Genomic DNA, 18,832 nt, shown 5'->3' with positions numbered 1-18,832 from the left:
TGGTCTGAACACACCCGGCATGTACTGAACGGGCCTGAAACTGGCCCTGACACCCCGGTGAAACCACCCGATTTCGCGCCGCATCCAATCGGCAGGACCTTTCTGGATGCTTCGCACAAATCACGCTAGCGAATGTTTTTCATCTCTCGTATCGTTTTGTGTGATGAATGCGGCGACGGGGCGGCCGGCCCATGCGGCTGGCGCAGGGCTGCCCCACAGGAGCGCGACGATGACGGCCATGCTCGACCCCGACCAGCTGAGAACCTTTGTGGCCATTGCCGAAACCGGCAGTTTCACCAAGGCGGCGGAGGTGGTCCACAAGACCCAGTCGGCGGTCTCCATGCAGATGAAGCGGCTGGAAGAGCGGGTCGACCGCCCCATCTTCGTCCGCGACGGCCGCGCCTCCCGCCTCACCGAAGACGGCGAACGCCTCCTCGACTACGCCCGGCGCATCGTGAAGCTCAACATGGAGGCCGTCTCCAGCTTCGCCGACGCCGAGCTTTCGGGGCGGGTGTGCCTGGGCGTTCCGGACGATTACGCGGACCGCTATCTGCCTGATATCATGGCGCGATTTTCGCGCACGCATCCATCCGTCGAGCTCACGGTGATCTGCGAGCCGACCGCCGAGCTGGTGCAGTACATCGCCTCCGGCACCATCGATCTTGCCATCATCACCGCCACCGAGATCACCTCGCGCAACGCCCATGTGATCCGCCGGGAACGCCTGCTGTGGGTCTCCTCCGCCCGCCATGCGGCGCATCTGGAAACCCCGGTGCCGCTGGCTTTGGGGCGGCCCACCTGCCAGTGGCGGGAGATCGCCGTCTCGCGGCTGGCGGGCGCCGGACGCGGGCACCGCATCCTCTACACCAGCCCCAATTGCGGCGCCGTGGTCGCGGCGGTTCTCTCCGGTCTCGCGGTGTCCGTGCTGCCGGAATCGGCGCTGCGCACCGGCATGCGCGTGCTCGGCGCGGCGGAGGGCTACCCTCCCCTACCCCCTTGCGATATCGGACTTTTGCGCAATCGCCATGAGCCCCCCCCGCTGGCCGATGCGCTCGCCCAGCACATCGTGCAGGGTCTCGACAACCTCACCGAAGTGGACGCGGCGGAGTAGGTCGGCGCGGCCCGTCACACCGTTTCGGCGTAGCGCTCGTAGGCGTCCTCGACCGTGAGGATATGCGAGCGCATGGCCTGCGCCGCCTCCGCCTTGTCGCCCCGCAGGATGGCCGTCACCACCCGGTCGTGCTCCTCATAGGAGCGGGCCAGGCGGCCGAGGGTGCGGAACTGGGCGCGGCGGAACGGCTGCAGCCGGGCGCGGGTGGCGAGCGTCAGTTCGGTGAGGTAGTCGTTGTGGCTGCCGGCATAGAGCGTTGTGTGGAACCGTTCGTTGAGCACCGTGTAACTGCCCTCGTCACCCCGCCGGGTGAGATCGGCCAGCTCGGCATGGATGGATTCGAGCCCTGCCCGTTCGGCCGGCGTCATGTTCACCGCGCACAGGCCGGCGCACAGGGCTTCCAGCTCCGCCATCACGTCGAACATGCCGCGCAGACGATCGAGGGACGGCTGGGCCACCAAAGCGCTGCGATGGGGGCGCGCCTCCACGAGGCCGGACGCGGCAAGGTCGCGCAACGCCTCCCGTACCGGCGTGCGGGAAACGCCGTAACGCTTTGCGATATCAACCTCTTCCAGCGCCGTGCCGGGGGCGAGGCGGCCACGCACGATGTCGTCGGCGATTTGCAGACGCAGTTCCTCGGTGCGCGTCACGGGGCGACCGACCGTCCGGCGCTTGCGCACGCGCGGGGTCGGGGCCGACGTCTTCATGGTGGGTGGCGCGAACAGGGTCATGTGCAGGATTTTACCGGGATTCCCGCCTGCGGCGAAATCCGTGAAACGTCGCAAGTGGATGGCAAGTCATACGCCGGCAAGTCACGCTCCGGCACGTCATGCCGTCGGCTCGTCGATCATGGAGACGTGGGCGGCCACCACACGCCAGCCTTGCGGGGTCCGCACCCAGGTCTGCTGCTGGCGCCCCACCTTGCCCGGCGCGTTGTCGCGGTAGAACAGGGTGGATGCCACGGCAAAGTCCCGGCCGTACGTGGTGATGACCGTCTGCGCCAGGTTGCGCGCGAGGCCCACCGGCGAGCGGGCACGGCGGAAGGCGCGGATGGCGTCCATGCCGTAGAGGTTCTCGCCGCCGCCAAAGCGGATGGTGCGCTGATCGTCCTGAAACAGGGCCTCCAGCGTCTCCACATCGTTGCCGACGAGGGCGGCCTCGTAAGCCGCGAACGCCTCTTCGACCTCGGCCTTCACCTCGGGAATGTCGATCTCCAACGGGTCCTCCTTCAAAATGCTGCCGCGGGTGCGGCGGCGACTCCCTGCCGCTCCAGCTCCGCGGCCACGCGCAGTGCCATGTCTTCCCGCCACGGCGGCGCGATAACCTGCACGGCGACGGGCAATTCGGGTGTGTCACCCACATCCACCCGCACCGGCACGGCCACCACGGGCAGGCCGATGAAAGAAATGGGCTGGGTGAACAGGCCGAGATTCGGCCGCACCAGCATCTCCTCGCCATCGAGCACGAAGGTCTTCTGCCCCAGCTTCGGCGCCCGGCAGGGCGTGGCGGGGGCAAGGAGCACGTCGTGAGTCTCGAACAGCTTCAGCATCTCACCCCGGAAGTGCCGGCGGAAGCGCTGGGCGGCATCGACCCACGAGGCGGGAATGGCGAGGCCGGCCAGCAACCGGTCGCGCACGGCGGGATCAAAATCCTCCGCCCGCACGGCGAGGCGCCGGGCGTGGAGGCTCGCCCCTTCGGCCGCGGTGATGATGTAGGCGGAGGCCCGGGCACGGGCGGCGTCGGGAATGTCGACCGTGTCTTGTGCACCGAGCGCGGCGGCGACCGCATCCACGGCGGCGAACGCTTCCGGATGCGCCTTGGCGCGGAACCAGCCCCCGGCGATGGCGATGCGCAGCCCGCCGATCCCCTCCCCGATCACCCCGGACACAGGCTCGAAGGGGCGCGACGTCTGGCCGGGATCGCGGGTGTCCTCGCCCTGCATGGCGTCATAGGAGAGCGCGAGATCGGCGATGGAGCGGGCGAGCGGCCCGAGGTGGTCCAGAGCCGTCACGAAGGGAAAGCTGCCGCCCCGCCCCAGCCGGCCATAGGTGGGCTTCAGCCCGAACGTGCCGCACAGGGACGACGGCACGCGAATGGAACCGTTGGTGTCGGAGCCGAGCGCGAGCGGCACCATGGCCGCGGCCACCGCCGCCCCGGAGCCACCGGAGGAGCCCCCCGACATGCGGGTGAGGTCGTGCGGGTTGCGCGAGGCGCCGTCATGGACGTTCTCGCCGGTGAAGTCATAGGCGTATTCGCCCATGTTGAGCCCACCGACGAGGATGGCGCCGGCCGCCTCCAGTTTCTCCACCAGAAAGGCATCCTGGGGGGACGGGGCACGCTCCCGGTTGATCTTGGAGCCGGCGCGGGTGGGCAGGCCGGCGATGTCGAACAGGTTCTTCACCGCGAACGGCACGCCGGCGAGCGGCCCCAGCGGTTTGCCGGCGGCGCGGGCGGCGTCGATCCCGTCCGCCTGGGCGCGGGCGCGCTCCGCCGTGAGATCGGTGAAGGCGTTGATGGCCGGATCAAGCGCCGCAATGCGGGCCAGCGTCGCCTCGATGACGGCGCGGGCGGTGACGGTGCCGGAAGCAACGGCGGCTGCGATCTCGGCGGCGGTCGCGCCGGCGAGGCGGGTGGCGTCGGGAACGGGGACGGGCGCGTTCATGACCACCTCACGGACGATACACGGGGGCCGGCTCCTCGGCGTCGCCGAGGTCCAGGCTCCGGACTAGGGTCGCTGCATCGGCGATGCTGCGCAGATAGGCAAGCGCCTCCGTGCGCCATTCGGGGCGCGCGGTGATGCCGTGGGCGGAGAGCGCCCCGTCGAGAAGTTGCGCGAGGGCGGCATCCTCGACCTTGGGCAAGGTGGTTTCGCTGGCCATGGTTTGCCTCAGACCGGGGGATGGGGAATGGCGGCGATGAGTTCGCGGGTATAGGCGTCCTTCGGTGCTTCCAGAACCGCCTGCGCGGTGCCCTCCTCCACGATCCGGCCTTGCCGCATCACGATCACCCGGTCGCACAGAAGGCCCACCACATGGAGGTCGTGGGAGACGAAGAGATAGCTCATGCCGAGCCGCTGCTTCAGCTCCTCCAGAAGGTTCAGGACCACGGCCTGCACCGACACGTCCAGCGCCGCCGTCGGCTCGTCGAGGATGACGAGATCGGGATCGAGGGCGATGGCACGTGCGATGCCGATGCGCGCCTTCTGGCCGCCGGAGAGCTGGTGCGGGAAACGCTCCAGCAGGTTCTGCGGCAGGCCCACCATCTCGGCGAGTTCCGTCACGCGGGCATTGAGCTTCGCGCCGCCGGAATAACCGCCCATGCGCAGCAGCGGATCGGCAATGGCCCGGGAGGCCGTGTAGCGGGGATTGAGGCTCTCGGTCGGGTCCTGGAACACCATCTGGATGCGCTTGCGCATGGGGTGGTGGGCGAAGTCCTTGGCCGGGATGGCGCCGATGTCCTCGCCGGCGAAGGTGATCTTGCCCGCCGTGGGATCGATGAGGCGCATCACCATGGTGGAGGTGGTGGACTTGCCGCAGCCGCTCTCGCCCACGAGGCCGACGCTTTCGCCGCGCTTCACCTCGAAGGAGATGCCGTCCACGGCACGGAAGATGGTCTCTTCCGGCGTCAGGGGCTTGCCCTTGAGCTTGGCGAGGAAGGCCGAGGGGGCGCCTTGGCGGGGATATTCGCGGACGAGGTTCTCGACGGTGAGCAGGGGATCGCCGGCCGAGGCCACGGGGGGCGACACCGTCGACGCGGCGGCCGTCGCCTCGCCTTCCGGGAGAAGGTCCTTCAGCGTGATGCCCGGGCGGGGCGTCGCACGCATGAGCTTGCGGGTGTAGGGGTGCTGGGGATCGCGGAAGATGCGCTCGGCGGGCGCCGTCTCCACCACCTTGCCCTTCTCCATCACCATCACCGTATCGCAATAGGCGGCGGCGAGGCCGAGGTCGTGGGTGATGAGGATGGTGGACATGCCGCGCTCGCGCGTCAGCTCCGTCACGAGGTCCATCACCGCCTTCTGGGTGGTCACGTCGAGGCCCGTGGTGGGCTCGTCCGCGATCATCAGCTGCGGCCGGCAGGCGAGTGCCAGCGCGATGACGATGCGCTGGCACATGCCGCCGGACAGCTCGAACGGATAGGCGTGGTAGCGATCCTCGGGGCGGGCGATGCGCACCTGCTTGAGGATGTCGATGACCTTGTGCTTCACGTTCCGCGGGTCGGCCTGCACATGCTGGAGCAGCACGTCGCCGATCTGCGCGCCCACGGTGCGGATCGGGTTCAGCGCCGCCCGCGGGTTCTGGAAGATCATCGACATTTCGCGGCCGCGCAGGTCGCGCATCTCGCTCTCGGGCGCATGGGCGACGTCGATGCCGGAGAAGGTGATGGAGCCTTCCGCGATGCGGCCGGCGCGGTCGAGGATGCGCATCACCGTGTAGGAGGTGACGGACTTGCCCGAGCCCGATTCCCCCACGATGCCGAGCGTCTCGCCCTTGCCGAGGGTGAGATCCACCTTGCTCACCGCCGTGACGATGCCGCGGCGGGTGGCGAACTCGACGGTGAGATCGCGTACCTGAAGCAGCGGGCCGCTCGGCGTTTCGGAGGACTTGGCGGCGTGGTCCTTCACGTCCACAACTCCATGCATGGCGGCCTCCATCAGGTGCGGCGCTGGGGATCGACGATGTCGCGCAGACCGTCGCCCAGGAGGTTGAAGCAGAAGACCGCGAACATGAGCGCAAGGCCGGGGAACAGCGCGATCCACCATTCGCCGGAGACGATGTAGGCCGAGCCTTCGGCCACCATGATGCCCCACTCCGGCGTCGGCGGGCGCACGCCAAGGCCGATGAAGGAGAGGCCGGCGGCGTTGAGAATGGCGTAGCCCATGGTGAGCGACATCTGCACCATCATGATGGGCAGGATGTTGGGCAGGATCGTCGTCAGCAGGATGCGCCATTCCGAATTGCCGGTGAGCCGCGCCGCCTGCACGTAGCCGGCATTGCGGCGGATGGCGGCTTCGGATTTCGCCACGCGCACATAGAGCGGGAAGTTGATGATGGCGGTGGCGATGACGATGTTCGTCACCGTGTTGCCCAGCGCCGCAACGATGCCCATGGCCAGCACGAACAGCGGGAAGGCCATGATGGTGTCGGAGATGCGGCCAATGATCCGGTCCGTCCAGCCGCCGAAGAAGCCGGAAGCGATGCCGGCGATGCCGCCCACCGCGAACACCAGCGCCACCGAGAAGATGGCGATGGCCATGTCCAGCCGGCTCGCTACCACCACGCGGGAGAAAATATCCCGGCCGAGGTTGTCGGTGCCGAACCAGTGCGCGGCCGAGGGCGGCTGCAACGCGGCGGCCGTGTCGGAGGCGAGCGGATCGTAGGGCACGATGAACGGCCCGAGCGCTGCGCACACCACCAGCACCAGGAACATGCCGAAGGCGATGCCCGTGACCGGGTTATCCGAGATCACGTAGCGGGCGTGGGCGAGCGTGGCGGCAAGGCCGCCCGGGGCCTTCTGGGTGTCGGCCGTGGCGAGGGTCATGCTTCGCTCCGCGCGCGGGGATCGATGATGCCGTAGGCAAGGTCGATCAGGAGGTTGAGGATGACGTAGAGGATCGCCATGGCGAGCACGAAGCCCTGCACCGGCGCGTAGTCCGAGGTAATCAGCGCCTCGACCGCATAAGAGCCGATGCCCGGCCAGGCGAACACCTTCTCCACCAGCACGTTGGCGCCCAGCAGGAAGGAGAACACCATGCCCAGCGTCGTCACCACCGGCAGCATGGCATTGCGGAAGGCGTAGGTGATGATGACCGTGTAGTCGGTCAGGCCCGCCGCCTTCGCCGTGCGCACGAACTCGGAGGAGAGAACCGCCAGCATGGAGGCGCGGGTCATGCGGGCGATGGGCGCGAGGGCGAAGATGGCCAGCGTGATGGCAGGCACCGCCAGTTGCGCCAGCGCGGCGCGGAAGGTCTCGAAGTCGCGCGCGATCAGGCTGTCGATGAGGTAGAAGCCCGTCACCGTCTCTGGCGCCGAGAAGAACACGTCGAGCCGCCCCAGCGGCGCCGGCGCCCATCCCAGCTTGAAGTAGAAGACATAGACCAGCAAAAGCCCGGTGAAGAACACCGGCAGCGACACGCCCGCCGTGGTGATGATGCGGCAGGCATGGTCGATCCACGATCCCTGTCGCACCGCCGCCATGATGCCGAAGGGCACCGCGATCAGCAGCGCCAGCACCAGCCCCGCCAGCGTCAGTTCGGCCGAGGCCGGCAGGCGGGCCGCGATCTCGGTGGCGACCGGCTGGCCGGTGGAAAGCGAGGAGCCGAGGTCGCCCTTCGCCAGCGCCGAGACGTAATCGGCGAACTGAACCGGCAAGGGCTTGTCGAGGCCCAGCTTGGTGCGGATCTCGGCGATGGCCTGCGGCGTCGCGGCAGGGCCTGCGAAATAGGCTGCCGTGTCGCCGGGCAGCACGCGGGTGAGCAGGAAGGTCACGATCACCACGCCGATCAGGCTGGGCACGGCTGTGGCGAGACGACTGCCTAGGAGCTTCAGCATGGCGATATCCCTGTGTGCGAACCGCGCTGCGGGGCCATCGGGCGCCGCAGTTTTTCTCGTTTCCGGCGGGGCGCCGGCGTGTGGTGTGAGGGGCGGCACCGATGCCGGCACCCGGGCGAACCCAGGCGCCGGCTTCCGCCCCCGGCGCCACCCCTCACGTCTCTTCCTCCCTGAAGAGGAAGAGGGATGCCTCAGCCCTTCTGGAAGGCGCGATAGTCGAGCCGACGGTGGAACCAGTATTCGTAGCCGGTGATGTTCTTCTGCATCGCGACGTTGACGAACGGCTGGTAGAGCGGAATGCGCGGCACGTCGGCGAAGGCGAGGTCCACCATGCCCTTCACATCCGTATCATAGGCCGCCTTGTCGCCGCTCGCCGCCGCTGCGCGGGCGCCGTCGATGAAGGTATCCATGGCCGCCGACTGATAGCTCATGGTGTTGAAGACCGAATTGGAGCCGTGGTAGCACCAGAAAAAGAAGTATTCCGGATAGTCGAGCCAGCCCGAGAACACGTTGGTGTAGAGCGGCAGCACCTTCTTGTTCAGCTCCGTGCGCCAGTTGGCGCCGGGGATCTTGTTGATGGTGGTCTTGATGCCGATCTGCGCCAGATTTTCCTGAAGCAGCACGCAGATGGGCTCGTTGACGCCGGCGAAGCCGAGGTCGAAGGAGAGCGTGGTGTCGATGCCGCCGGCGTAGCCCGCCTCAGCCATCAGCTGCTTGGCCTTGGCGAGGTCGGTCTTGAACTTGGTGGGCTGCGGCCAGGCGACCTTTGTGACGGCATCGGCCGGCGCGCCGAACATGGGCTTGCCGAGGCCGTAGAGCACGGCCTCCATGATCTTCTCGTAGGGGATGGCGTAGGCGACAGCCTCGCGCACCTTCGGATTGTCGAAGGGCGGGTTCTTCACGTTCATGCCGATGTACTGCACGCCGTTGGAGTACGGCACCGACGTAATGTTGAGCTTGCCGGCCTGCTTCAGCTCAACGAAATCCTTGTTGGGCAGATCATAGGAGATGTCCGCGTCGCCGCGCTCCAGGAGCGCCCGGCGGTTGCCGGCGGAAGGCACCATGCGCCAGATCACGCGCTTGATCTTGGGCAGCGGGCCGCCCTTCCAGTCGTCGAAACGCTCGAAGATGACCTCGGTGCCGGGCGTCCACTTGGTGACGCGATAGGCGCCGGAGCCGGCCGTGTTCTGCTTGGTGTATTCGAGGCCCCAGGGGTCCTTCTCGGTGGCGTTCTTCTTCACCAGCTCGGAATTGATGACGCACGGCACGATGACGGCGAGGTCGGGGATGGTGAGGCGATCCTTGCGCAGGAAGTCCACGCGCACCGTGTGGTCGTCCACCACCACGAACTGCTCCGGCTTCTCCAGCGAGCCGGCCTTCATCTGGAAGGTGGGGAAGCCGCCCACGGAGACGGCGCGATCCAGCGACCACTTCACGTCCTTGGCGGTGACGGGGCTGCCGTCCTGGAAGGTCGCGTTCTTCTTCAGCTTGAAGGTGACGGACATGTCACCGATGTTCATGTCCTCGGCAAGCTCGCCCTTGAGCTTGTCGCGGTCGTAGTAGCGCACGCCGTCCTTCTCGGTCATCTCGTGGGTGATGAGCCGGTCGTAGGTGTTCCAGCTCGCCTCATAGCCGGGCACGTTGGTGCCGACACCGTGAATGTCGAGATTGTTGGGACCGCTCTCGGAGACGATCAGCAGCGTTTCGTTCCGGGCCTGCGCCTTCGCCGGGGAAAATACCGCCGGGGCGGCAACGCCCGTGCCGGTAGCAACGGCAGTGGCTGAGGCGGACTTCATGAATTCGCGGCGGTTCATCGGCGACGTCCCTGTGGTGGCGGTCGCCAAATGCCATTCAAGCTGCGTGCCAATTGCATACAGTTTTTGTAATTTCATTATTTATCAGATATTTATAACAAATCAGCACCCTGCAACCATGCGAGCCAATCCGCATCTATGACCATAATTTAATCAATCTCATGCGCGTTGTATGCAATTCAATGCGCAACGCTTCGGCAAGGCTTGCCCAGCGAGGCGCCATGCCGCCATCGCGCAGAGATCAGGAGGGCAACACTTCGGAGGGGGTCGGCGCCGCAGCGGCACGCTCGGCCTTCCAGGCCTTCATCTGGCGCCTGTAGCGCAGGGTCGAGACAGGCAGGAGAGCCAGATACAGCATGGTGCAGACCGAAAGCACCACCCGCGGATAGCTCGCCAGCAGCGCGAAATAGATCGCCACCACCACGAACAGCGGCAGCACCATGTCCCGCCGCACCCGCCGCCCCAGCGTCTTGCCGGACCAGGCTGGAACCGTGGAGATCATGAGGAAGGCGATGGCGAGGCAATAGACGAGGGCGATGATGGCGCTCACCCGTCCGTGCGGGAGGCCGATCAGCTCCAGATAGATCGGCAGCAGCACCGTGATGGCGCCCGCCGGGGCCGGAATGCCGGTGAAATAGTCGCCGGCGAAGGGCGGCTTGTTCGGATCGTCCAGCATCACGTTGAAACGAGCGAGGCGCAGGGCCGCGCAGATGGCATAGGCCAGCGCGGCGATCCAGCCGAACGAGCCGGCTTCGTTGAGGCCCCAGAAATAGAGCATCAGCGCCGGCACGCAGCCGAAGTTGACGAAGTCCGCGAGGCTGTCCAGCTCCGCGCCGAACCGCGAGGTGCCCTTCAGCGCCCGCGCCAGCCGCCCGTCCACGCCATCGAGAATGGCGGCGAACACGATGGCCGCCAGCGCCAGCTCGATCCGCTCCTCAATGGCGAGCCGCACGGCGGTGAGGCCGGAGCACAAGGCCAGGAGCGTCACCAGGTTCGGCAGCAGCACCCGGATCGGCACCTTGCCGATGCTGCCGCCGAGACGCGGCCGGGGCCGGCCTTCAGGATCGAACGGGGGAAAGGGGGTTTCCATCAGCTCACCCGATAGGCGGTCTCGCGCTGCTGCGGCTGGGAGAGATCGCACAGGACCGTCTCGCCCGCCACCGTCAACTGCCCTTCGCTGACCAGCACGCGCGAGCCCACGGGCAGATAAACGTCCACGCGAGAGCCGAAGCGGATCAGGCCAAAGCGCTCGCCGGAACCGATGGACTCACCCTCCCGCACGAACGAGACGATGCGGCGCGCCACGAGGCCGGCGATCTGCACGCAGCCCACCCGGCAGTAGGGCGTGGAGATGATGAGGCCGTTGCGCTCATTGTCCTCGCTCGCCTTGTCGAGATCGGCGTTGAGGAAGAGGCCGGGCTTGTAGGCGATGCGCTCGATGCGCCCCGTCACCGGCGCGCGGTTCACGTGGACGTTGAACACGTTCATGAAGATGGAGACGCGCAGCAGCGGATCGTCGGAGAGGTCCAGCTCCCGCGGCGGCCGCGCCAGCCCCACCTGCGACACCCGCCCGTCCGCCGGCGCGATGACCAGCCCCTCGCGCACCGGCGTCACCCGCTCGGGGTCGCGGAAGAACAGCGCCGTCCAGATGGCAAGGCCGAAGCCGATCATGCCGAAGAAGGTGGAGAAAATGAACAGCACGAGCGCGATCACCACCGCGATGGCGATGAACGGATAGCCCTCCCGATGAATCGGAACGAGGGTCTTGCGGATGCTGGCAATGATCGACAACAGGTGTCTCCACGGTCGCCCGGCAGGACGCCCCGGATGGCGCCGCACGGGCATAGACTGCGCACAGGTAGTCAGCCGCCGCCCCGCCGTCAAATGGCGGAACGCCGCTCTCCCTCAGGCCCCGGCGCGGCGGAAGGCACCCGGGCTCAGATCCGTCCACTTGCGGAATGCCCGATGGAAGGCGCTTGGCTCGGAAAAGCCAAGCTCCGCCGCGATCTCGCCCACGGGCCGGTCGGTGGCCCGCAGCAGATCCTCGGCCCGCAGCCGGCGCAGGTCGTCCTTGATGTCGCGATAGGTGGCCCCCTCCTCCGACAGTCGCCGACGCAGGGTGGAGGCCGGGAGGCGCAACTGTCGGGCGAGTTCGTCGAAGGACGGCCACGCCGTGGCCGACTGTTCCCGGAGCCGGGCGCGGACGCGGGCGGCAAGCCCTTCGTCGTGCCGGTAGCGCACGAGGATGTTGGCCGGCGCACCCCGCAGGAAGTCCCGCAGCGCCCGCTCGCTGCGGTGGGCCGGCAGTTTCAGGAAGGCCGCGTCGAAGGCGAGCCGGCTCTCCGGCGCGTCAAACCGCACGGGAGCGCCGAAGAACAGGCGATAGTCCGCCCCATGCTCCGGCGGACCGCAGCGGAAATCCACCTGCCGAAGCGGGATGCGCCGGCCCACCAGCCAGCAGATGATGCCGTGGAGGATGATCCAGTATGTGCGATAGGCGAAGGCCGAGCGCGCCGCACCTCTGTCCACCAGCACCACCGACGCAAGACCATCGCCGACGACGAGTTCACCGCTCGGGTCCTCCAGCACCACACGCAAAAAGCGCAGCGCCCGGCGCAGGGCCTGCTCCAGCGTTCCCGCGCCCATGAGGGCATGACAGAGCAGGGTGAAGCTGCCGCAACGCATGGGGCGGGCGGCGAGGCCGAAGAACTCGTCGTCCAGCGCCTCGGCGGCGGCTGTCCACAGCGCCCCGTACTGTTCCGCGGAGACCGCCTCCGTCACCGGCAGCGCGAGCCCCGCCCGCGCCAGCACCGGACCGGCATCGATGCCCCGCGCCGTCAGGCAGCCCAGGGCATCGTCGACGAAGGTCCCGGAGATCATGCGCCGTTCCAAGGCACGCTCCCGAATGGCAAAATCGCTCACCTGAATAGATCGCTAGCGTCATCGAATGTCACTCGGCTTTTCTGCTAGACGAGAGGCAACGGCCGCCGAAGCGGCGGCATGTCTCCCTGGGAGGGGCACCATGAAGATTGAAGGGCGCGTCTTTCTCGTCACCGGCGGCGGCTCGGGCCTGGGCGCGGCGGTGTCGCGAATGGTGGTGGACAATGGGGGCCGGGTCGTCCTCGTCGACATCAACGCCGATGCCGGTGCCGCCATGGCCGCTGAACTCGGCGACGCCGCCCGCTTCCAGCGCGCAGACGTAAGCAACGAGGCCGATGGCAAGGCCGCCGTGCAGCTCGCTCTGGATAGCTTCGGCCATGTTCACGGTCTCGTGAACTGCGCCGGCGTCGCCCCCGGCGAGAAGGTGGTCGGCCGCGATGGCCCGCACCGGCTCGAAAGCTTCGTGCGCGGCATCACCGTCAACCTCATCGGCACCTTCAACATGCTGCGGCTCGCCGCCGACGCCATAGTGAAAGAGGCGCCGGACGCCGAGGGCGAGCGCGGCGTCATCGTCAACACCGCCTCCGTCGCAGCCTTCGATGGGCAGATCGGCCAGGCCGCCTATGCCGCCTCCAAGGGCGGCGTTGCAGCCCTCACCCTGCCGGTAGCGCGAGAGCTGGCGCGGTTCGGCATCCGCGTCGTCACCATCGCCCCCGGCATCTTCGAGACGCCGATGATGGCCGGCCTGCCGCAGGACGTGCAGGACAGCCTCGGCAAGAGCGTGCCCTTCCCCTCGCGTCTCGGACGGCCGTCCGAATACGCCGCTCTCGTCAAGCACATCTGCGAGAACAACATGCTGAACGGCGAGGTCATCCGCCTCGACGGCGCGCTGCGGATGGCGCCGCGCTGAGCCCTCACCGCTGACGACTTCCTCCCGCGACCGGAGACAAGCAACATGACGGCTTCCGACCCCATCGTCATCGTCGGCACCGCCCGCACGCCCATGGGCGGCTTCCAGGGCGACCTTAAGGACGTGGCCGCGCCCGCGCTCGGCTCCGCAGCCATCGGCGCCGCCCTCGCCCGCGCCGGCCTCGCGCCGGATCAGGTGGAGGAAGTGGTGTTCGGCTGCGTGCTGCCGGCGGGCCTCGGCCAGGCTCCGGCCCGCCAGGCCGCGCTGGGCGCGGGCCTTCCGCTCTCCACCGGCGCCACCACCGTCAACAAGATGTGCGGCTCCGGCATGAAGGCGGCCATGTTCGCCCATGATCTCATCGCCGCCGGCTCGGCCTCCGTCGCGGTTGCAGGCGGCATGGAGAGCATGACCAACGCCCCCTACCTGCTCGACCGTGCCCGTGGCGGCTACCGCATGGGGCACGGCAGGGTCATCGACCACATGTTCTTCGACGGCCTTGAGGATGCCTATGACAAGGGCCGCCTCATGGGCACCTTCGCCGAGGAATGCGCCGAGGCCTACCAGTTCACCCGCGAGGCGCAGGACGCTTTCGCCATCGCCTCCCTCACCAAGGCGCAGAAGGCCATGGCCGGGGGCGCCTTTGACAAGGAGATCACCCCCGTCACCGTGAAAGCCGGCAAGACCGAGCGCGTGGTGGCGGCGGACGAGCAGCCGCCCAAGGCGAAGCTGGACAAGATCCCGACGCTGAAGCCCGCCTTTCGCGACAGCGGCACGGTGACGGCGGCGAACTCCTCTTCCATCTCCGACGGCGCGGCGGCTCTCGTGCTCATGCGCCGCTCCGAAGCGGAGAAGCGCGGCCTCACGCCGCTCGCCGCCATCGTCGGCCACTCCACCCACGCCCAGGCACCGAACCTCTTCACCACCGCCCCCATCGGCGCCGTGCGGAAGCTCGCCGGGAAGACCGGCTGGGATCTGAAGGGCGTGGACCTGTTCGAGATCAACGAGGCGTTCGCCGTCGTGCCCATGGCGGCCATGCGCGATCTCGGCCTGCCGGAGGACAAGGTGAACGTCCACGGCGGCGCCTGCGCCCTCGGCCACCCCATCGGGGCATCTGGCGCTCGGGTGATGGTGACGCTGCTGGCGGCGCTGGAGCGCTACGGGCTCAAGCGTGGCATCGCCTCGCTCTGCATCGGCGGCGGCGAGGCGACGGCGGTCGCCATCGAACGCCTGAGCTGAGGCAGAGACCGCCAAGGACACCTAACAACAAGACCCGGAGGAACCTGCCATGATCCTCACCGAAACCCAGGTTGCCATCCGCGACGCGGTACGCGCCTTCGCCTCCGAACGCCTCGCGCCCGGAGCCGCGGCGCGGGACAGGGAGCACCGCTTCCCCGGCGCGGAACTGAAGGAGCTGGGCTCCCTCGGCTTCCTCGGCATGCTGGTGCCCGAGGACCATGGCGGTTCCGCCACCGATCTCGTCTCCTATGCCCTCGCGCTGGAAGAGATCGCAGCGGCGGACGGCGCCTGCTCCACCATCGTCAGCGTGCATTCCTCCGTCGGCTGCATGCCCATCGTGAAGTTCGGCACGCAGGCGCAGAAGGAGCGCTTCCTGCCCAAGCTGGCGAGCGGCGAATGGATCGGCGGCTTTGCCCTCACCGAGCCGCAGGCGGGATCGGACGCCGCAGCGCTGCGCACGCGCGCCCGGCGGGACGGCGACCATTATGTGCTCTCCGGCGCCAAGCAGTTCATCACCTCCGGCAAGAACGGCGATGTCATCATCGTGTTCGCCGTGACCGACCCGGACGCGGGCAAGAAGGGCATCTCCGCCTTCATCGTGCCCACCGACACGCCCGGCTACGAGGTGGTGCGGGTGGAGGAAAAGCTCGGCCAGCATTCCTCCGACACCTGCCAGCTCGCCTTCAACGACATGCGCCTTCCCGCCGACCTCCGGCTCGGGGCCGAGGGCGAGGGCCTGAAGATCGCCCTGTCCAATCTGGAAGGCGGACGTATCGGCATCGCCTCGCAATGCGTCGGCATGGCGCGCGCCGCGTTCGAGGCGGCCCGGACCTATGCGAAGGAGCGAGTGACCTTCGGCAAGCCCATCATGGAGCATCAGGCCGTCGCCTTCCGCCTCGCCGACATGGCAACCCGCATCGAGGCGGCCCGCCAGATGGTGCTGCACGCCGCCGCCCTGCGCGAGGCCGGCCTGCCCTGCCTCACCGAGGCGTCCATGGCGAAGCTGTTCGCGTCCGAGATGGCCGAGCAGGTGTGCTCGGCCGCCATCCAGACCTTCGGCGGCTACGGCTATCTCGCGGACTTCCCGGTGGAACGCATCTATCGCGATGTGCGCGTGTGCCAGATCTATGAGGGCACCAGCGACGTGCAGCGCATCGTCATCTCGCGGGGACTGTGATGGTGGAGGCCTCCTCCCCCGCCCCGCGCGGTCCCCTCGCCGGCATCCGCGTCGTTGATCTCTCCCGGCTCGCCCCCGGCCCCTACTGCACCATGCTGCTGGCGGATTTCGGGGCAGAGGTGATCGTGGTGGGCGGCGGACGGGCCGGCGTCGCCATCCCGGAATTCTCTCGCGGCAAGCGACATATCTCGCTGGACCTGAAGGCCCCCGCCGGCCGGGCTGCCTTGCACGCGCTGGTGCAGACCGCCGATGTGCTGGTGGAGGGCTTCCGCCCCGGCGTCGCAGAGCGCATCGGAGCGGGCTATGACACGCTGGCGGCGCTCAACCCGCGCCTCGTCTACTGCTCGCTCACCGGCTTCGGGCAGGACGGCCCGCGCGCGCTGGAGGCGGGGCACGACATCACCTATCTCGCGCTGGCCGGCGTGCTCGGGTCCATGGGACCGAAGGACGGGCCGCCCGAGGCACCGCTCAATCTCGTAGCGGATTTCGCCGGCGGCAGCCTGATCGCCGCGCTGGGCATCCTCGCTGCGGTGATCGAAGCCAAGACAACCGGACAGGGCCAGAAGATCGACGCCGCCATGGTGGACGGCGCGCTGTCGCTGATGGCCATGCATTGGCCGCTCTGGAAGACGCCCCATTGGCCGGCGCGCGGCGACGGGCTGCTGGGTGGCGGCGCGCCGTTCTATCGCTCCTATCGCTGCGCAGATGGTGGCTTCATCGCGGTGGGTGCGCTGGAGCGGGGCTTCTTTGAAGCACTGTGGCGACGTCTCGATCTCGGCGAACCGCCGGACCACATGCGACGCGACCTGTGGCCGGAAATCGAACGGACGCTGGAAGCGACCTTCGCGGGACAATCGCGCGATCACTGGACCGCACTGTTTACCGGCACGGACGCCTGCGTCGCGCCTGTGCTGGCGCCGGACGAGGTGTGGAGCGATCCCCACATCGCCGCGCGCCATCCGGACAGCGGGCCGAACCGCGTGCCCGCCGTCCCGCGCCTCTCGCGCACTCCAGCGCAGGCCCACCCGCTCGATCTCAGCGATTGCACGGCGCAGGTGCTGCGGGAGGCCGGCCTCAGCGACGATGAGATCGCCGCCGCAGCGGTGGCATCCGATCCGGCCGGTCGCTCCGGCCTCGACTGGCCGCCGGAGCTGCGCTGAGCCTCAGAAGGCGGGATCGGCCGCGGCGGCCTTCGGCTTGTGCATAGCGCGGCTGTCGTCCGGCGCCTCGTCGCGCTCGAACATGCCATAGTCGCGCACCACGGCAGCGACGCGCAGGCGATAGTCGCGGAACACCCCTGCCCGCCCCGCCGCCTGCGTCTTGCGATGGGAGGTGAGGTTGCGCCAGGCCTTCACCGCCTCCTCATCGCGCCACATGGAGAGCGAGAGCATCTTGCCCGGATTGGTAAGGCTCTCGAACCGCTCTACCGAGATGAAGCCGTCCATCTTCTCCAGTTCCACGCGCAGGCGCGCGGCAAGATCGAGATAGGTGTCGCGCTGGCCCTCGGCCGGCCACACCTCGAAAATGATGGCGATCATGCCCCCTCTTCCCCTTCTTGTTTCTTGTCGGACTAGACCTTGTCGCCCGGCCGGCGCTGCACCTCGGGGAACACCCACATGGCGACGACCATGAAGATGCCGAGGAAGGCGACCGCATATTTGGGCCCCTCCTGCCCCAGCGCTGCCTGGAAGGCATAGCCGGCCGCAGCCACGGCGAGGACGACGAGGGAGAGGATGAGCTTGATGTGGGTGGGCATGGGATGTCCCCTCTTGCTGGCCGGACTGCGCCGGCGCTGACCTTCAGATGAGTGCGCCGCCGCCGGGAAGCGCGGCCCAGACGGCGATCGCCGCGCCCTGGAGAGCGACCAGGGCGGCAAGGCCCCGCCGGCCGTCGCGGAACGATGTCGGCAGCAGATCGAACGGTGCCGGGGCGAACAGCAACACGAGGCCGCCGACGACGATCAGGCTCGTGAGGCGCAGGTTGGCGTAGCCGTAGACCAGCGCCGCAGCCGCCAGCGCGAGCCACAGCAGGCTGTTCACCAGGACGAGGGCGCCCCCCCCCGCCTGTCGCGCCCCCGCCGGCCGGGTGCTCGCCGGGAACATGCCGGAGAGCACCAGAAAGCCCATGCAGGCCGCGGTCCACAGACCCGCGAAAATCGCGAGCCCGGCGATATTGGGTTCGATCGACGCCATCGCCTCACTCCGCCGGAGCGACGTGGCCGGCCGGGCTTGCCTTGCCTTTCGGCGTACGCGCGGTGCGGCGCATGTCGGTCTTCAGATGGCGGGTGTCATAGCCGTTGAAGAGATGGCCGATGAGCCCGCGGTTGAGATCCGATGTGCCGAACGCCCAGTCCATGATGGGGAAGGTGAGGTTCATGTTGCGCTCCATCATGAGCGACTGGTTGTGATGCGCGGCGTGGTGGCGGCGGTTGGTGTTGATGAAGGGCACGTTCCGCACGAACCAGTTTTCGTCGATGTGCGTGGTGAAGTGCATGAACTCATAGAGCAGGTAAACCGAGGTGGTGGTGGCGATGAACAGCCAGCCCACGTTCGGAGAGATCAGCCACCCGAACACGATGGCGCCGGGAATAGACATGAGCGTGAACGTCACCAGCGCGTAAGGCGGGAAAAAGGTGACGCGCCAGTCGTGATGCCCGGCGAAGCGCATCTCTTCTTCGGTGAAGAACTGGTGGTGCATCAGCGTGTGGCGGTTATAGACCGCGCGGAACAGCGGAAAGCTCGACGGCCGGTGCATCACGTAGCGGTGCAGCCACCACTCGAAGAAATTGCAGAACAGGAACACGACGGGAATGGTCAAAAACTCCCACCAGCGGATCGCGTGCATGTTCGAGACATAGATGTAGAGGGCGGTGAAGCCGATCGTGTAGATGATGGCGATGTGCAGCCATCCGTTATACCAGCCGGTGACACGCTCGCGGTAGGTCGCGCGGTATTTGCGCTGCCGATCCGTCATGGGGCTCGAGGTGAGTTCCATCGCTCTCTCCCTTGCGCGCTGTTGGTGCGCGCCATTGTCTTGATTCTCTCGGCGCCGCGTCTGGAGGCGCCGGCTCCTGAAGACCCCGGCTGCTGAAAGCGCCGGTGCCTGGAGCCGTCGCCCGCCCCAGCTCCCTCGCGCCCGGACGGGGGAGGGATGCTC

Annotated in this window: 20 protein-coding genes; 5 read left to right on the top strand and 15 right to left on the bottom strand. The window is 67.9% G+C overall.

All coding sequences use genetic code 11. The features are described 5' to 3' along the window. The first annotated feature begins 229 nt into the window (after positions 1 to 229). Positions 230 to 1,111, top strand: a complete 882-nt coding sequence (locus V5F74_RS12930) for a LysR substrate-binding domain-containing protein (protein ID WP_394008449.1) — start codon at positions 230 to 232, stop codon at positions 1,109 to 1,111. Between the two features lie 14 nt (positions 1,112 to 1,125). Here the strand turns inward: V5F74_RS12930 and V5F74_RS12925 are convergent, their stop codons facing one another. The 11 genes from V5F74_RS12925 to V5F74_RS12875 all read right to left on the bottom strand — a co-directional run bounded on the left by V5F74_RS12925 (position 1,126) and on the right by V5F74_RS12875 (position 12,365). Next, positions 1,126 to 1,818, bottom strand: coding sequence for a GntR family transcriptional regulator (locus V5F74_RS12925; protein ID WP_250165845.1), 693 nt, complete (start codon positions 1,816 to 1,818; stop codon positions 1,126 to 1,128). Between the two features lie 120 nt (positions 1,819 to 1,938). Then, complete coding sequence (hpxZ, locus tag V5F74_RS12920) at positions 1,939 to 2,328, bottom strand: oxalurate catabolism protein HpxZ (protein WP_394008447.1); 390 nt, start codon at positions 2,326 to 2,328, stop codon at positions 1,939 to 1,941. Positions 2,329 to 2,339: 11 nt separating this feature from the next. Continuing rightward, complete coding sequence (locus V5F74_RS12915) at positions 2,340 to 3,773, bottom strand: AtzE family amidohydrolase (protein WP_394008445.1); 1,434 nt, start codon at positions 3,771 to 3,773, stop codon at positions 2,340 to 2,342. Between the two features lie 7 nt (positions 3,774 to 3,780). Next, entirely contained in the window at positions 3,781 to 3,990 is a 210-nt protein-coding gene (locus V5F74_RS12910; protein WP_374251348.1) for an AtzG-like protein, read from the bottom strand. An 8-nt stretch (positions 3,991 to 3,998) separates the two neighbouring features. After that, complete coding sequence (locus V5F74_RS12905; RefSeq protein ID WP_394008443.1) at positions 3,999 to 5,750, bottom strand: dipeptide ABC transporter ATP-binding protein; 1,752 nt, start codon at positions 5,748 to 5,750, stop codon at positions 3,999 to 4,001. 11 nt (positions 5,751 to 5,761) lie between these two features. Then, positions 5,762 to 6,649 (bottom strand): ABC transporter permease, encoded by an 888-nt coding sequence (locus V5F74_RS12900; protein WP_029558883.1) that lies wholly within the window; start codon positions 6,647 to 6,649, stop codon positions 5,762 to 5,764. Further along, complete coding sequence (locus V5F74_RS12895; RefSeq protein ID WP_250165616.1) at positions 6,646 to 7,659, bottom strand: ABC transporter permease; 1,014 nt, start codon at positions 7,657 to 7,659, stop codon at positions 6,646 to 6,648. The genes V5F74_RS12900 and V5F74_RS12895 overlap by 4 nt, the downstream gene beginning before the upstream one ends. Positions 7,660 to 7,850: 191 nt before the next feature. Next, positions 7,851 to 9,473, bottom strand: coding sequence for an ABC transporter substrate-binding protein (locus V5F74_RS12890; protein WP_029558885.1), 1,623 nt, complete (start codon positions 9,471 to 9,473; stop codon positions 7,851 to 7,853). Between the two features lie 241 nt (positions 9,474 to 9,714). Beyond that, positions 9,715 to 10,563 (bottom strand): CDP-diacylglycerol--serine O-phosphatidyltransferase, encoded by an 849-nt coding sequence (gene pssA / locus V5F74_RS12885; RefSeq protein WP_394008441.1) that lies wholly within the window; start codon positions 10,561 to 10,563, stop codon positions 9,715 to 9,717. Continuing rightward, positions 10,563 to 11,264 carry a phosphatidylserine decarboxylase gene (locus tag V5F74_RS12880; protein ID WP_394008439.1) on the bottom strand — a complete coding sequence of 234 codons (702 nt, stop codon included), beginning with the start codon at positions 11,262 to 11,264 and terminating at the stop codon, positions 10,563 to 10,565. Before V5F74_RS12880 ends, pssA begins: the two co-directional genes overlap by 1 nt. Positions 11,265 to 11,378: 114 nt before the next feature. Beyond that, a complete protein-coding gene (locus tag V5F74_RS12875; protein ID WP_394008437.1) occupies positions 11,379 to 12,365 on the bottom strand; it encodes an AraC family transcriptional regulator in 987 nt (328 codons plus the stop codon). A 130-nt stretch (positions 12,366 to 12,495) separates the two neighbouring features. Here V5F74_RS12875 and V5F74_RS12870 point away from each other — a divergent pair, with 130 nt between their 5' ends. The 4 genes from V5F74_RS12870 to V5F74_RS12855 are packed head-to-tail and all read left to right on the top strand — an operon-like array spanning position 12,496 to position 16,836. Continuing rightward, positions 12,496 to 13,263, top strand: a complete 768-nt coding sequence (locus V5F74_RS12870; protein WP_394008435.1) for a 3-hydroxyacyl-CoA dehydrogenase — start codon at positions 12,496 to 12,498, stop codon at positions 13,261 to 13,263. Positions 13,264 to 13,308: 45 nt separating this feature from the next. Continuing rightward, a complete protein-coding gene (locus tag V5F74_RS12865; protein ID WP_394008433.1) occupies positions 13,309 to 14,499 on the top strand; it encodes an acetyl-CoA C-acyltransferase in 1,191 nt (396 codons plus the stop codon). A gap of 49 nt (positions 14,500 to 14,548) precedes the next feature. Further along, positions 14,549 to 15,676 (top strand): acyl-CoA dehydrogenase family protein, encoded by a 1,128-nt coding sequence (locus V5F74_RS12860; RefSeq protein ID WP_394008431.1) that lies wholly within the window; start codon positions 14,549 to 14,551, stop codon positions 15,674 to 15,676. Further along, positions 15,676 to 16,836 carry a CaiB/BaiF CoA transferase family protein gene (locus V5F74_RS12855; protein ID WP_394008430.1) on the top strand — a complete coding sequence of 387 codons (1,161 nt, stop codon included), beginning with the start codon at positions 15,676 to 15,678 and terminating at the stop codon, positions 16,834 to 16,836. The genes V5F74_RS12860 and V5F74_RS12855 overlap by 1 nt, the downstream gene beginning before the upstream one ends. A 3-nt stretch (positions 16,837 to 16,839) precedes the next feature. Here the strand turns inward: V5F74_RS12855 and V5F74_RS12850 are convergent, their stop codons facing one another. The 4 genes from V5F74_RS12850 to V5F74_RS12835 are packed head-to-tail and all read right to left on the bottom strand — an operon-like array spanning position 16,840 to position 18,670. Then, positions 16,840 to 17,214, bottom strand: coding sequence for an antibiotic biosynthesis monooxygenase family protein (locus tag V5F74_RS12850; protein ID WP_029558893.1), 375 nt, complete (start codon positions 17,212 to 17,214; stop codon positions 16,840 to 16,842). Positions 17,215 to 17,246: 32 nt separating this feature from the next. After that, a complete protein-coding gene (locus tag V5F74_RS12845) occupies positions 17,247 to 17,432 on the bottom strand; it encodes a hypothetical protein (protein WP_374251354.1) in 186 nt (61 codons plus the stop codon). A 43-nt stretch (positions 17,433 to 17,475) separates the two neighbouring features. Further along, positions 17,476 to 17,868, bottom strand: coding sequence for a hypothetical protein (locus tag V5F74_RS12840; protein ID WP_394008428.1), 393 nt, complete (start codon positions 17,866 to 17,868; stop codon positions 17,476 to 17,478). A 4-nt stretch (positions 17,869 to 17,872) separates the two neighbouring features. After that, positions 17,873 to 18,670, bottom strand: a complete 798-nt coding sequence (locus V5F74_RS12835) for a sterol desaturase family protein (RefSeq protein ID WP_250165609.1) — start codon at positions 18,668 to 18,670, stop codon at positions 17,873 to 17,875. Between the last annotated feature and the right edge of the window lie 162 nt (positions 18,671 to 18,832).

It is taken from the genome of Xanthobacter aminoxidans (assembly GCF_043193615.1).
Taxonomy (GTDB): domain Bacteria; phylum Pseudomonadota; class Alphaproteobacteria; order Rhizobiales; family Xanthobacteraceae; genus Xanthobacter; species Xanthobacter aminoxidans.
This window is presented reverse-complemented; position numbering and strand designations above follow the sequence as displayed.

Excerpts from the sequence above, each read along its gene's own strand:
- V5F74_RS12930 (WP_394008449.1), top strand. The coding sequence starts at position 230 with ATGACGGCCATGCTCGACCCCGACCAGCTGAGAACCTTTGTGGCCATT.
- V5F74_RS12925 (WP_250165845.1), bottom strand. The coding sequence starts at position 1,818 with ATGAAGACGTCGGCCCCGACCCCGCGCGTGCGCAAGCGCCGGACGGTC.
- V5F74_RS12915 (WP_394008445.1), bottom strand. The coding sequence starts at position 3,773 with ATGAACGCGCCCGTCCCCGTTCCCGACGCCACCCGCCTCGCCGGCGCG.
- V5F74_RS12910 (WP_374251348.1), bottom strand. The coding sequence starts at position 3,990 with ATGGCCAGCGAAACCACCTTGCCCAAGGTCGAGGATGCCGCCCTCGCG.
- V5F74_RS12905 (WP_394008443.1), bottom strand. The coding sequence starts at position 5,750 with ATGCATGGAGTTGTGGACGTGAAGGACCACGCCGCCAAGTCCTCCGAA.
- V5F74_RS12900 (WP_029558883.1), bottom strand. The coding sequence starts at position 6,649 with ATGACCCTCGCCACGGCCGACACCCAGAAGGCCCCGGGCGGCCTTGCC.
- V5F74_RS12895 (WP_250165616.1), bottom strand. The coding sequence starts at position 7,659 with ATGCTGAAGCTCCTAGGCAGTCGTCTCGCCACAGCCGTGCCCAGCCTG.
- V5F74_RS12890 (WP_029558885.1), bottom strand. The coding sequence starts at position 9,473 with ATGAACCGCCGCGAATTCATGAAGTCCGCCTCAGCCACTGCCGTTGCT.
- pssA (WP_394008441.1), bottom strand. The coding sequence starts at position 10,563 with ATGGAAACCCCCTTTCCCCCGTTCGATCCTGAAGGCCGGCCCCGGCCG.
- V5F74_RS12870 (WP_394008435.1), top strand. The coding sequence starts at position 12,496 with ATGAAGATTGAAGGGCGCGTCTTTCTCGTCACCGGCGGCGGCTCGGGC.
- V5F74_RS12865 (WP_394008433.1), top strand. The coding sequence starts at position 13,309 with ATGACGGCTTCCGACCCCATCGTCATCGTCGGCACCGCCCGCACGCCC.
- V5F74_RS12860 (WP_394008431.1), top strand. The coding sequence starts at position 14,549 with ATGATCCTCACCGAAACCCAGGTTGCCATCCGCGACGCGGTACGCGCC.
- V5F74_RS12855 (WP_394008430.1), top strand. The coding sequence starts at position 15,676 with ATGGTGGAGGCCTCCTCCCCCGCCCCGCGCGGTCCCCTCGCCGGCATC.
- V5F74_RS12850 (WP_029558893.1), bottom strand. The coding sequence starts at position 17,214 with ATGATCGCCATCATTTTCGAGGTGTGGCCGGCCGAGGGCCAGCGCGAC.
- V5F74_RS12845 (WP_374251354.1), bottom strand. The coding sequence starts at position 17,432 with ATGCCCACCCACATCAAGCTCATCCTCTCCCTCGTCGTCCTCGCCGTG.
- V5F74_RS12840 (WP_394008428.1), bottom strand. The coding sequence starts at position 17,868 with ATGGCGTCGATCGAACCCAATATCGCCGGGCTCGCGATTTTCGCGGGT.
- V5F74_RS12835 (WP_250165609.1), bottom strand. The coding sequence starts at position 18,670 with ATGGAACTCACCTCGAGCCCCATGACGGATCGGCAGCGCAAATACCGC.